Here is a 13,879-nt window from a genome sequence, read left to right as displayed (position 1 = left end):
CAAAAAATAAGCATATTCCTGATGTTATCTAAAAGTAACATTGCATGAATTTATGCAAATTACTTTTAAAAAGTCAATTTAGAAAAGTTAAAAAATTATTTAATTTTTCTAAAATGATTTGCAAAAAATTGCTCGATTTCATCGAGTATGAAAATGAGTTATGTGCTTTGAATTGAAAGTGCATGGCTCATTTGTTACATCAAAGGGAATACTCCTGATGTGTAGTAATAATGTCTCAGGGTTGGATGATCTTGGGTAGTAGTGTCTCGTTACCAATTTGACGCTATGAATCATGGGTATGCTTAAAAGGCAACCTGTATTATTTTTTGCAATAGGAAATGGGTCCAAAAATGCAAGAAGTTGCTGACGCACTGCGTCTTGACACTGAACTTTCCGCTGATAGTGCAGCGTATATTGAAGAGCTTTACGAACAGTACCTAACTTCTCCAACCTCAGTGTCAGAGGATTGGCGTGAATATTTCGATAAATACCCTAAAGGTGATCAACCACACGGCAGTGTGCGCGAGCAATTCCTCCTTTTGGGTCGTAATTCAAACCGAGTTCAACCTGTTGTACAAAGCACTGTAAGTACAGAACATGAGCGTCGTCAAATTGGTGTATTACAACTGATCGCTGCTTACCGCAACCGTGGTCATCAAAAAGCCAAACTTGATCCATTAGGTCTTGCGAAACGCGAAGAAGTTCCAGATCTTGATTTATCTGCACATGGTTTAACTAAATCTGATTTAGATACTGTATTTAATACAGGTAACCTCGCGATTGGCAAAGCAGAAGCGACATTGGCTGAAATGGTTGAGGCAATGGAGGCTATCTACTGTGGATCAATTGGTGCAGAGTATATGCACATTGTTGACACTAAGGAAAAACGCTGGATTCAGCAACGTTTAGAGGGTGCGCGCGGTAAATTCAATTTCAGCGCTGATCAGAAAAAAGGCTTTCTGGAGCGTTTGACGGCTGCTGAAGGTCTGGAAAAGTATCTGGGTAATAAATTTGTTGGCGCGAAGCGTTTTGGTGTTGAAGGCGGTGAGTCCTTTATTCCAATGGTCAACGAAATCATTCAGCGTGCAGGTAGTGTAGGCTGTAAAGAAGTTGTGATCGGGATGCCACACCGTGGTCGTCTTAATCTGCTTGTCAACATTATGGGTAAAAACCCTGCCGACCTTTTTGGTGAGTTTGAAGGCAAAAGCCTGCACAAAAAAGGTTCTGGCGATGTGAAGTATCATCAGGGCTTCTCTTCAAATGTAATGACACCAGGTGGTGAAGTGCATTTGGCACTGGCATTTAACCCATCGCACCTTGAGATTGTGGGACCTGTGGTTGAAGGTTCGGTGCGTGCGCGTCAGGTTCGCCGTAAGGATATCGGTGGTGATGATGTTTTACCATTGATTGTTCATGGTGATGCGGCGTTTGCAGGTCAGGGTGTGAACATGGAAACTTTCCAGATGTCACAGACTCGTGGCTATACGGTTGGTGGTACTGTTCATATTATTGTGAACAATCAGGTTGGTTTTACCACTTCTGATCCACGTGATGCCCGTTCTACCGAATACTGTACCGATGTTGCAAAAATGATTCAGGCACCGATCTTCCATGTCAATGGGGATGATCCTGAAGCTGTAATTTTTGCGACTCAAATCGCCCATGACTTCCGTCATGAGTTCCGTAAAGATGTTGTCATTGATCTGTTCTGTTATCGCCGCCGTGGTCATAATGAAGCGGATGAACCATCCGCAACACAGCCATTGATGTATCAGATCATTAATAAAAAAGCCACCACGCGTACACTTTATGCTGATCAGTTGGTTCAACAGCAAATTCTTGATCGTGCAAGTGCAGACAGAATGGTTGAGGATTACCGCGCTGACCTTGAAGCAGGCAATCATGTTGCGAACGCATTGGTGACTCAGCCGAACAAGAAGATGTTTGTGGACTGGTCTCCATATCTGGGTCATGAATATACTGATATTTGGGACACATCATTTAATATTGATCGTTTGAAAGAACTGGGGAAAACCTTAAATACTTTGCCTGAAGGTTTCGTATTGCAGCGTCAGGTTCAGAAAGTCATTGATGATCGGATGAAAATGCAAACGGGTGAAATGCCACTCAATTGGGGAGCTGCTGAGACACTGGCATACGCAACCTTGCTGGATGATGGCTTCCTTGTGCGTATCACAGGTGAAGATGTGGGGCGTGGTACTTTCTCTCACCGCCATGCGAAACTACATAACCAAGTTGATGGTTCTGTTTACATCCCGTTGTGTCACATTAAAGAAAATCAGCCACGTGTTGCGGTGTATGACTCTTTATTATCAGAAGAAGCTGTGCTTGCTTTTGAATATGGTTATGCAACCACTCTACCGAAAAGCTTGATCGTTTGGGAAGCACAATTTGGTGACTTCGCAAACTGTGCGCAAGTCGTGATTGACCAATTCATTGCTTCTGGTGAAACCAAGTGGGAGCGCGTATGTGGTTTAACTATGTTGTTACCACATGGTTATGAAGGTCAGGGACCAGAGCATTCATCTGCACGTCTGGAGCGTTTCTTACAGCTATGTGCTGAAGACAACATGCAGGTGATGACACCAACAACACCAGCACAGATTTTCCATGCGCTACGCCGTCAGGCGGTTCGTCCAATTCGTAAGCCCTTGATTGTCATGTCACCAAAATCATTGTTGCGTCATAAGCTTGCAACCTCGACTTTAGATGAGTTGGCAAATGGTTCATTCCAGACTGTGATTGATGAAATTGATAACATCAATAAAGCTGATGTGACGCGTTTAGTCCTTTGTGGCGGTAAGGTTTATTACGATTTACTGGAAAAACGTCGTGAGCTTGGTTTGGATCATATTGCGATTGTTCGTATCGAACAGTTGTATCCATATCCAGAACAGCGTTTAGCTGAAGTCATGGCTCAGTATCCAAACATCCAGGAACTTGTCTGGGCGCAGGAAGAACCGAAGAATCAGGGCGCCTGGTTATTTATCGTTCCTCGTCTATACGAAGATGTTCTTAAATCTGGTAAACAAATTCGCATTAGCTATGCAGGCCGTGAAGCATCTGCCGCACCTGCCTGTGGCTCACCATACTTGCATGCAAAACAACAAGCTCAGCTCGTCAATGACGCACTAGCAATTGAAGCTGAACAATCAGGAGATTCTCAATAATGGCAACCGAAATTAAAGCACCGGTATTTCCAGAGTCAGTTGCTGATGGTACGATCGCAACCTGGCACAAGAAAGTAGGTGAACCTGTATCACGTGATGAAGTGATCTGTGACATTGAAACCGATAAAGTTGTTTTAGAAGTGGTTGCTCCAGCTGACGGTAGTTTAGTTGCAATCATCAAAAATGAAGGCGACACTGTTTTATCTGATGAAGTGATTGCTCAGTTTGAAGCAGGCGCTGTTTCTGGTGCTGCCGATACACAGGCAGTTCAAGGTGCAGCCCCAGCTCAAGTGGAGCAGGCTGTTGCAAACACTGAAGCAGGTGCAGCGCCAGTAGTTGCCGTGCAGGATCAGGCTCCTGCTGTTCGTAAGGCATTGTCTGAAACAGGTATTAATGCGGCTGATGTACAGGGTACAGGTCGTGGTGGTCGCATCACGAAAGAAGATGTTGCCAGCCATCAGGCTAAACCTGCTGCATCAGTTCAACCATTAAGCGTGGCTGTAGGCGAACGTATCGAGAAACGTGTTCCTATGACTCGTTTACGTAAGCGTGTTGCTGAGCGTTTATTGGCAGCTACACAACAGACTGCAATGTTGACAACGTTCAACGAAGTGAACATGAAGCCAATCATGGAAATGCGTAAGCAATATAAAGATGCTTTTGAAAAGCGTCATGGTGCGCGTTTAGGCTTTATGTCTTTCTTTGTTAAGGCTGCCACTGAAGCGTTAAAACGTTATCCAGCGGTTAATGCATCGATTGATGGTGATGATATCGTTTATCACGGTTTCTATGACATTGGTGTAGCGGTTTCTTCTGACCGTGGTCTGGTTGTGCCAATTCTCCGTGATACTGACCGTATGAACTATGCCGAAGTTGAGAATGGGATTGCTGGTTATGCTGCGAAAGCACGTGAAGGCAAGTTGTCAATTGAAGAAATGACTGGTGGTACATTCACGATTACCAATGGTGGTACATTCGGTTCATTGCTTTCAACTCCTATTTTAAACCAGCCACAAACTGCGATTTTGGGTATGCATAAAATCCAGGAACGTCCTATGGCGGTGAATGGTCAAGTTGAAATCTTGCCAATGATGTATTTAGCGCTTTCTTATGACCACCGTTTAATCGATGGTAAAGAAGCTGTCGGTTTCTTGGTAACAATCAAAGAATTGTTAGAAGAACCAGCTAAACTCATTCTTGATCTTTAACATATTTAAATCCCCCTAAATCCCCCTTTGATAAAGGGGGACTACCAGTCACGGTATTTCCCCTCTTTGTAAAGAGAGGGTTAGGGGGCGATTTAAGGAATAGAAAAAATGTCTCAACAGTTTGATCTTGTTGTTATTGGCGGTGGACCTGGCGGTTATGAGGCAGCGATCCGTGCTGCACAACTTGGTTTCAAAGTCGCTTGTATCGAAAAACGTATCCACAACGGTAAGCCATCTTTAGGTGGTACCTGTCTAAATGTGGGCTGTATCCCATCTAAAGCACTGCTTGACTCTTCCCACCGCTATGAAGCAACCGTTCACGAACTTGCTGAACATGGTATCACCACAGGTGAAGTTAAATTTGATCTAGACACTTTGTTGGCACGTAAAGATAAAGTTGTAGATCAATTGACGGGTGGTGTTGCTCAATTACTGAAAGGTAATGGTATCGAGTGGTTACAAGGTACTGGTAAATTACTTGCAGGTAAAAAAGTAGAATTCACACCGTTTGAAGGTGATGTACAGGTTTTAGAACCGAAGTACGTGATCCTTGCAACGGGTTCTGTACCTGTCAATATTCCAGTAGCTCCTGTTGATGAAGACTTAATTGTTGATTCTACTGGTGCATTAAAATTCCCAGAAGTTCCTAAGCGTCTTGGTGTCATTGGTGCAGGTGTTATCGGTTTAGAGTTGGGTTCAGTATGGCGCCGTCTTGGTTCAGAAGTTGTTGTGTTTGAAGCATTAGATGCGTTCTTACCAATGGCGGACAAAGCATTGGCGAAAGAATATCAAAAAATCTTGAAAAAACAGGGTTTAGATATTCGTATCGGTGCCAAAGTTTCTGGCGCTGAAGCGAATGGCCGCGAAGTAACGGTTAAATATAACCAGGCTGGCGAAGACAAAGAACAGGTTTTTGACAAGTTAATTGTTTGTGTAGGTCGTAAAGCCTATGCGGAAGGTTTATTGGCAGAAGATTCAGGCATTAAACTGACTGATCGTGGTTTGGTTGATGTTAATGATCAGTGCCAGACATCTGTTGAAGGTGTTTATGCGATTGGTGACTTGGTACGCGGTCCAATGCTTGCACATAAGGCAATGGAAGAGGGCGTAATGGCAGTGGAGCGTATCCACGGTCATGCTGCTCAAGTGAACTATGACACCATCATCAGCGTAATCTATACCCATCCAGAAGCAGCTTGGGTGGGTTTAACTGAAGAGCAAGCCAAAGAAAAAGGCCATGAAGTGAAAGCAGGTCAATTCCCGTTTGCGGTGAATGGTCGTGCATTGGCAGCTGGTGATACGGCTGGTTTTGTGAAATTCGTTGCTGATGCGAAAACAGACCGTCTTTTAGGTATGCACGTTGTGGGTCCTAATGCATCTGATATCGTACACCAAGGCATGATTGCGCTTGAGTTTGTTTCTTCTGTGGAAGACTTGCAATTGATGACTTTCGGTCATCCAACATTCTCAGAAGTTGTACATGAAGCGGCGCTTGCTGTTGATGGTCGTGCAATCCACGCCATTCAACGTAAGCGTAAGTAAACAAAAAGTGTGGTTCGCCACACTTTTTTAAATGATGGTGATTGGTTTTATAAGGCAATCATTTACTCAATATGTAGCAGTCTGGTTTTAAGAATATTTAGGCTGTACCACAATAAACAACATAGTAGGTAACTAAATGAACTTACATGAGTATCAAGCTAAAGCGTTATTAAAAAAATATGGCATGCCAGTACAAGAAGGTATTTTGGCAACAAATGCAGATGAAGCCGTTGCTGCGTTTGAACAGCTTGGTGGTAAATTCGCTGTAATGAAAGCGCAGGTTCATGCAGGTGGCCGTGGTAAGGCTGGCGGCGTTAAAGTTGCGAAATCAAAAGAAGATGTAATCGAATTTGCAAACAACATCATTGGTACTCGTCTTGTAACGTATCAAACAGATGCAAGTGGCCAGCCAGTGAACAGCATTATTGTTGCTGAAGACGTTTATCCAGTTGAGCGTGAGCTTTACTTGGGTGCGGTAGTAGATCGTTCTAGCCGTCGTATCACTTTCATGGCTTCTACCGAAGGTGGTGTAGAAATCGAGAAAGTTGCAGAAGAAACGCCAGAAAAAATTATCAAGGTTGAAGTTGATCCACTCGTTGGCTTACAACCATTCCAAGCGCGCGAAGTTGCGTTTGCTTTAGGTTTGAAAGACAAGCAAATCGGTCAATTTGTAAAAATCATGTCTGCTGCTTATCAGGCATTTGTAGAAAATGATTTTGCATTATTTGAAATCAATCCACTTTCGGTTCGTGAAAATGGCGAGATTTTATGTGTAGATGCAAAAGTTGGTATCGACTCTAATGCGCTTTACCGTTTACCAGAAGTTGCTGCTTTACGTGACAAATCGCAAGAGAATGAGCGTGAATTAAAAGCATCTGAATTTGACCTTAACTATGTTGCTTTAGAGGGTAACATCGGTTGTATGGTGAATGGTGCTGGTCTTGCAATGGCAACGATGGATATCATCAAACTTTATGGTGGTCAGCCTGCAAACTTCCTTGACGTTGGTGGCGGTGCAACCAAAGAGCGCGTAATCGAAGCGTTCAAAATCATCCTTGCTGATACGTCTGTTCAAGGTGTTTTAATCAACATTTTCGGTGGTATCGTACGTTGTGACATGATTGCTGAAGCAATTATTGCAGCGGTTCAAGAAGTAAATGTCACTGTACCCGTTGTTGTTCGTTTAGAAGGGAACAACGCTGAGTTGGGTGCGAAATTACTTGATGAATCTGGTTTGAAATTAATTTCTGCGAACGGCCTATCTGATGCCGCAGAAAAAGTTGTAGCTGCAGTTAAGGCGTAAGGGGAGTATCAATCATGAGCGTATTAATTAATAAAGACACTAAAGTATTGGTACAGGGTTTTACTGGTAAAAACGGTACTTTCCACTCTGCACAAGCTTTAGACTACGGTACAAAAGTTGTGGGTGGTGTTACTCCAGGGAAAGGCGGTACGACTCACCTTGACCTACCAGTATTCAACACAATGAAAGAAGCTGTACGTGAAACAAATGCAGATGCATCTGTTATCTATGTACCAGCTCCATTCGTTTTAGATTCGATCGTTGAAGCGGTTGATTCAGGTGTTGGCTTAATTGTTGTGATCACTGAAGGTGTTCCAACCATCGACATGCTTAAAGCTAAACGTTACTTAGAAACTAACGGTAACGGTACGCGTTTAGTTGGTCCTAACTGTCCAGGCGTGATCACTCCAGGTGAATGTAAGATTGGTATTATGCCTGGCCATATCCACCAACCAGGTCGTATTGGTATCATCTCACGTTCAGGTACATTGACTTATGAAGCTGTTGCTCAAACAACCAAGCTTGGTTTAGGTCAATCTACTTGTATCGGTATCGGTGGTGACCCAATCCCAGGTATGAACCAGATTGAAGCGCTTCAATTGTTCCAGGACGATCCAGATACTGATGCAATCATCATGATCGGCGAGATTGGTGGTACAGCGGAAGAAGAAGCTGCTGAATTCATCAAATCTAACGTGACTAAACCAGTTGTAGGTTATATCGCTGGTGTAACTGCACCGAAAGGTAAGCGTATGGGTCACGCAGGTGCGATCATTTCTGGTGGTAAAGGTACAGCAGAAGAGAAATTCGCTGCATTTGAAAAAGCAGGTATGGCTTACACGCGTAGCCCTGCAGAGCTTGGTTCAACCATGCTACAAGTTTTGAAAGAGAAAGGTTTGGCGTAATTCGTTGATTTTAATCTTTAAAGAACCCTGATGAAAACATCAGGGTTTTTTATTGTCATTTAATAAGTCTCAGTTTGAGGATATAAAACACTTACTCCGCTTTTGGTTTCAATCCTTGAGTTAAACCATTAATATCACCACCTTGTAAGCCAAGTTCACTCATTAAGCTATCAATCAAAGGGGCTTGTGAACGATAGCGTAGGGCGCTATTCACAACCTGATCAGACAAAGAGGTTTGGGTGTTTTCAACTGTTTCACCTGATACAGAACCACCTGCAAAACCATTTAAACCATTGACCTGTAAAATCTTGATGTCATCAATATTTTCCATTGGTTTAACGCTTTCACGGATAATTTCAGGTAAGTGTTTGAGCAAGGCTAAACGAATTTGCATTTCCACCTGTTCAGCAGAAAGGGTATTGGCTGCTTCATTCACTGCCCGAGCACCCTCTGCATCGACTTGATATTGTTTCTCCAATGCCTGAGCAAGCAGGATTTTGGCATCCGCTTCACCTTTGGCTTTTAAACGTACTTTTTCAGCCTCGGCTTCTGCACCAATTCGTATTGCCTCGGCTTCATCAGCAGCCGCTTTTTTACCTGCATCGGCAGCAACGGTAATGGCAATTGCTTCTTTTTCAGCGGTTTGTTTAGCAGCAACCAGTTCAACCGCTTTTTGACGTTCCGCACGTTGTGTTTCACGCACAGTCACAACTTCTTCCTCGGCTTTTACTGCTTCGGCGCGGGCTTTATCTGCTTGGGCTTTGGCTTCTGATTCGGCACGGGACTTTTCTGCAATAGCAATGGCACGATCCTGCTCTGCAAGTTCAATGGTTTTCTTCTGCTCAACCTGCGCTTTTTGAATGAGCTGAGCTTTCTGGATATTTTCATTTTCCACATCACGAGCCGAAGCAATACGTTTGATTTCAACTTCACGTTCAGCAGCAATACGGGCTTCTTCTGCTTCACGCTTTTTAGCTGCTTCCTGCGCTGCAATTTCAGCACTTTGTTCCGCTTTACGAATTGAGATTTCACGTTCCTGTTGGAGCTTGGCATATTCCTCTTCACGAGAAATTTGTAGCCTTGCCTGTTCAGCTTGCAGATTTTTTGCACGAATCGCCAGGTCAGCATCCTGCTCAATGTCGTTACGCTTTTTACGGCGATCTTCAATGGTTTCGGTCAACTTGGTTAAACCTTCAGCATCAAAGGCATTTTGTGGGTTAAAGAACTTAAAGCTGGTTTGATCTAAACCAGTCAATGAAACGGTTTCAAGCTCTAAACCATTTTTAGACAAATCTTCTGATACCACCTGTTGAACTTTCTGTACGAAATCAACACGCTTTTCATGCAGTTCTTCCATCGCCATTTCAGCGGCAACGGCACGTAGGGAATCAACAAATTTGCCTTCAACCAAGTCTTTCAATTCCTGAGGCGACATGGTTTTACGACCTAGCGTTTGTGCCGCAGTTGCAATGGATTCACCTGTTGGTTTTACCCGAACATAAAACTCAGCCATGACATCCACCCGCATACGGTCACGGGTAATCAGTGCCTGATCAGCAGCACGTTTGACTTCCAGACGCAAGGTGTTCATGTTTACAGGAATAATTTCATGCAATACAGGCAGAACGATTGCCCCGCCATTTAAAATCACTTTCTCCCCACCAAAACCTGTACGCACAAAAGACACTTCCTTGCTGGAACGTGTGTACAGGCGAGCAATAATAATCCCTATAAAAATCAGTGCCGCAAAAATAACACCTGTAATAATTAAAATTTCAGTCAATGCTGAATTAAACATTTAAATGCCCTCGTATCATCAATATAAAAATTAAACCGAAATTGCCTGAAAACCAATCTTGGTTCTCTGCGTCAAAATAACCTCTTGTCCTTGCTGAAAAACAATGTCGAGTTCTGGTTCAACCAAAACATAATGGGTTTGACCAAACTGGTCTTTCACTTTGGCCTGTGCAGGGGAGTTGGGTTTGGCATCCCCTAAAATGATTTGGGCTGTCCTGCCGATCAAGTCTTCACTATAAATAACCGTGGTTTCATCTTTGGGAATAATCCTGGCGATGAGCGCAGCACTGATACGCACGATGGGCATACACAGAAACACACAGGCAGGTGCAATAATCCATGCAGACAGGTAATGTTCGGTTAGGTGGAAGAAGATATCCTGAATGATCAGGCCTGTTAATGCATATACAATTAAGAAAATAATGAGCCAGATCAGTAAGGGGACCTTGCCTAAATACAGCCATTCCAACAACTGGGTAAAGAGATTCTCTGGATGATCCACTCCGACATCGGCATGGTCTACATCGGTGAGGCTATCTGGTAAAAACTGTTCGAGAAAACTTGAGCTACCACCAAACAGCAGCAAGATGAATTCAAGTACGCCAATAAACAGGCAAAGCATTAAAGCAATACTAAAAACAATATTTGATGGATGGATTAATAAGTCCCATATCATTTGCATTACTCTTATATCTTTTTGAGATAATAAATAAAATTTTTATAAAAATAAAACAGTTATAAGAGTAAAGCGAATGGGGGTGAATTTCAACTTAAATCGTTCTGATTGCTATGCTCTGGCAGATGAATAAAAGATGATTTTATAATCTGTTTGATCATTTTGGATGATCAAATATTGTCGACATTGTCACTATAAAAAAATCCCCAAACGGGGATTTTTAAAAGATAAAATCTTTTTATTCAACAAGGAAACTAATTTTTAAATTCACGCGATATTCAGTAATTTTATTGTCTTTGATCACTACTTTCTGCTCGTTAATCCAAGCACCTTGAACATTTTTGACCGTTTCAGTGACTTTGGCAATCCCAGTTTGAATTGCATCTTCAAAGCTTTTGTTGCTGCTAGAATTGACTTCGACGACTTTAGCAATGGACATAATAATCTCTCTCAGTGTGTGGTAGTTATTGAAAAATTATCATAGATCAAAAAATCAGCTAGACCGCTATAATTAACTTTTTATTGCTAAAAACTTACATGTTTTCACAATCGAGAAATAGGCATAAAAAAAACGCAATGATTGGGGTGGTCATTGCGTTGAACAACGAATCTGTTAAAAACAGTTCCGATGAAAAGGAGAAATATCATAAGATTAGTTTTCTCTAATCTACGTAGCCATAATATAAAAAAACTTAACCAAGTTCATAGGTATTCATGTTACCTACTGTTAATAGATGTTAATAAGTGACGAAAAATGTTAGTTGTGAATTTTATTGGGTAGTTCTTAAATTAGATTTAAATCAGTGAGTTAATTAAAAAAGCCCAGAAATATTGGCTTTTTTATGGTAAAAGTAACGTAAATTAAAATTTAAATAAACCCAAGCCCGCTTTTACTTCATCCAAAGTTTGTTGGGTAATGTCACGGCATTTGTCAGTGCCTTGCTTGAGTATGTCCATGATGTAGTCAGGGTCTTTTTCCAGTTCTGCACGACGTTCACGAATAGGAGTAATCAATTCTTTTAACACACCCTCTAAACGTTTTTTAACTGTTCCATCACCCAGACCGCCACGACGGTAATGCGCCTTGAGTTCCTCAACCTGTTCCTTGTTTGGGTCAAAGGCATCCAGATAGGTAAATACAATATTACCCTCAACCTGACCTGGATCTTCAATACGCAAGTGATTTGGGTCGGTATACATGGCATTGACCGCTTTCTTGATGTCTTTATCTGAAGCATTTAAGACAATGGTGTTGCCCAATGACTTAGACATTTTGGCCTTGCCATCAAAACCTGGCAAACGTCCCATATTGGATAACAACGCCTTACATTCAGGTAATAAATCCTGTCCGATTTGACGGTTGATACGGCGCACGATTTCATTGGTTTGTTCAATCATTGGAATCTGGTCTTCACCCACAGGCACCACCGTTGCCTTGAATGCGGTGATGTCTGCCGCCTGAGCCACTGGATAGCATAGGAACCCTGCTGGAATGTCACGTTCAAAACCACGCATCTGGATTTCTGACTTGATGGTTGGATTGCGTTCCAGACGTGCCACAGTGACAAAGTTAAGGTAAAGCATGGTGAGTTCGTTCAGGGCAGGTAAACATGACTGCACACAAATGGTTGTTTTGGTTGGATCAATACCGACTGCCAGATAATCGAGTGCCACTTGTAGGATATTGTTGCGAACTTTATCTGGATTATCGGCATTGTCCGTCAGGGCCTGGGCATCGGCCAGTAAAAGGTGCTGATGATGGCTGTCCTGTAGGCCTACACGAGAGCGTAATGAACCAACAAAGTGTCCAAGATGAAGTTGTCCAGTAGGGCGGTCGCCTGTCAAGATGATTGGACGTTGATCAGCATTGCTCATGATATGTTCCAGGATACAGTCATTTGATAAATATTTAATGCGGCATATTGTACGGTATATTGCAGGAATAGGGGTAGGGTCTGTTGCCATTTCAGCCATGTCTTGCGTTATAGGCTAAAACAACATAAACAAGGCATGAAACGCAGGCAATGGCGACCCCCTTGTCAAGTTTCATAACGCAGTTTATGGAAGTTTTAGCCATAACCCTACGGGACAGGGGCATTTTTTGCCGCTACTGCGTTATGCCTTACTCATTTAGGATAGCTAAATTTCGTAAGCCATGCCTTGTACCATCTAAAAAATGTCCTCTGTCGCAAGCATCTGTGAAATGTCAACAGACCCTAGTCTCTGTAAAACATGCCTACAAAAAATACGCAAAGAATTTTCAATATATCAATATAAAAATGGCTTTAATCCACTTTACAATAGCCGCATAAATACAAACTAGGACATAAAAATGGCGAGTGGTTTATTATTACTGCTGGATGATATTGCGACAGTTTTAGATGATGTTGCCGTGATGAGCAAAATGGCAGCCAAAAAAACTGCTGGTGTATTGGGGGATGACCTTGCGCTGAATGCCCAGCAAGTGAGTGGTGTGCGTTCTGACCGTGAATTGCCAGTGGTCTGGAGTGTCGCCAAAGGCTCTTTTGTGAATAAGTTGATTCTGGTTCCACTGGCACTTTTAATCAGCGTGGTTGCGCCGTGGTTGATTAATCCCTTGCTGATGATTGGTGGCCTATTCCTCTGTTATGAGGGTGTAGAAAAAGTTGTGCATATGCTGCACCACAAAAAAGCCAAGACAGCCGAAGAGGCGAGTGAAAACCTGCAACAGGTTGAAGTTGATCTGGTCAAGTTTGAAAAAGAAAAAGTGAAAGGTGCGATTCGTACCGATTTTATTTTATCCGCTGAAATTGTGGTAATTTCGTTAGGTGCCGTTGCAACAGCAACATTTATGACTAAAGTGACTGTATTAAGCGTTATTGCCATTGGGATGACCATTGGCGTGTATGGCTTTGTTGCCATGATCGTCAAGATTGATGATCTCGGGTTATATTTAACCCAACAGGCATCTGAATTTAAAAATAAGATTGGGCGTGGTTTGCTGGCCTTTGCCCCTGTGTTGATGAAAACACTCTCCATTGTTGGAACGGTTGCAATGTTCTTGGTTGGTGGTGGCATTATTAGCCATACCATTCCATTACTGCATCATTTTACTGAAGAAACGGTAGACCATATGCAACTGATTCCAAGCATTGGTTCAGTTATTGGCGCATTGACACCAACCTTGATTAATTTGGGTATTGGTCTGGTTGCAGGTGCCATTGTACTGATCATTGTTGGGTTGATTCAAAAAGTGTGGTCAAAGGCTTCGGCTTAAA

The 13,879-nt window shown here is 42.6% G+C and carries 10 protein-coding genes; 6 read left to right on the top strand and 4 right to left on the bottom strand.

Annotation, left to right across the window (positions count from 1 at the left end; all coding sequences use genetic code 11):
* The first annotated feature begins 350 nt into the window (after positions 1-350).
* From F972_RS03645 to sucD, 5 genes are all read left to right on the top strand, one after another.
* On the top strand, positions 351-3,191 hold the full coding sequence (locus F972_RS03645) for a 2-oxoglutarate dehydrogenase E1 component (protein ID WP_004764006.1): 2,841 nt from the start codon (positions 351-353) through the stop codon (positions 3,189-3,191).
* Positions 3,191-4,399 carry a 2-oxoglutarate dehydrogenase complex dihydrolipoyllysine-residue succinyltransferase gene (odhB, locus tag F972_RS03640; protein WP_004764004.1) on the top strand — a complete coding sequence of 403 codons (1,209 nt, stop codon included), beginning with the start codon at positions 3,191-3,193 and terminating at the stop codon, positions 4,397-4,399. The genes F972_RS03645 and odhB overlap by 1 nt, the downstream gene beginning before the upstream one ends.
* Positions 4,400-4,507: 108 nt before the next feature.
* Complete coding sequence (lpdA, locus tag F972_RS03635) at positions 4,508-5,941, top strand: dihydrolipoyl dehydrogenase (RefSeq protein WP_004764002.1); 1,434 nt, start codon at positions 4,508-4,510, stop codon at positions 5,939-5,941.
* Positions 5,942-6,077: 136 nt separating this feature from the next.
* Positions 6,078-7,244, top strand: a complete 1,167-nt coding sequence (gene sucC / locus F972_RS03630) for an ADP-forming succinate--CoA ligase subunit beta (protein ID WP_004764001.1) — start codon at positions 6,078-6,080, stop codon at positions 7,242-7,244.
* 14 nt (positions 7,245-7,258) lie between these two features.
* Positions 7,259-8,149 (top strand): succinate--CoA ligase subunit alpha, encoded by an 891-nt coding sequence (gene sucD, locus F972_RS03625; RefSeq protein WP_004681499.1) that lies wholly within the window; start codon positions 7,259-7,261, stop codon positions 8,147-8,149.
* Between the two features lie 91 nt (positions 8,150-8,240).
* Here the strand turns inward: sucD and F972_RS03620 are convergent, their stop codons facing one another.
* The 4 genes from F972_RS03620 to trpS form a co-directional block, all read right to left on the bottom strand.
* On the bottom strand, positions 8,241-9,947 hold the full coding sequence (locus tag F972_RS03620) for a flotillin family protein (protein ID WP_004763998.1): 1,707 nt from the start codon (positions 9,945-9,947) through the stop codon (positions 8,241-8,243).
* 30 nt (positions 9,948-9,977) lie between these two features.
* Entirely contained in the window at positions 9,978-10,622 is a 645-nt protein-coding gene (locus F972_RS03615; protein WP_004681496.1) for a YqiJ family protein, read from the bottom strand.
* Positions 10,623-10,860: 238 nt separating this feature from the next.
* Positions 10,861-11,061: a dodecin family protein gene (locus F972_RS03610; RefSeq protein WP_004674921.1), complete on the bottom strand. Its 201-nt coding sequence runs from the start codon at positions 11,059-11,061 to the stop codon at positions 10,861-10,863.
* Positions 11,062-11,483: 422 nt separating this feature from the next.
* Complete coding sequence (trpS, locus tag F972_RS03605) at positions 11,484-12,497, bottom strand: tryptophan--tRNA ligase (RefSeq protein ID WP_034426801.1); 1,014 nt, start codon at positions 12,495-12,497, stop codon at positions 11,484-11,486.
* 457 nt (positions 12,498-12,954) lie between these two features.
* On the opposite strand from trpS, the gene F972_RS03600 reads away from it, so the two are divergent.
* Positions 12,955-13,878 carry a DUF808 domain-containing protein gene (locus F972_RS03600; RefSeq protein ID WP_004763993.1) on the top strand — a complete coding sequence of 308 codons (924 nt, stop codon included), beginning with the start codon at positions 12,955-12,957 and terminating at the stop codon, positions 13,876-13,878.
* Position 13,879: the final 1 nt, after the last annotated feature.

This window comes from Acinetobacter sp. CIP 102529 (assembly GCF_000368325.1).
In the GTDB taxonomy this organism is placed as follows: Bacteria; Pseudomonadota; Gammaproteobacteria; order Pseudomonadales; family Moraxellaceae; genus Acinetobacter; species Acinetobacter parvus.
This window is presented reverse-complemented; position numbering and strand designations above follow the sequence as displayed.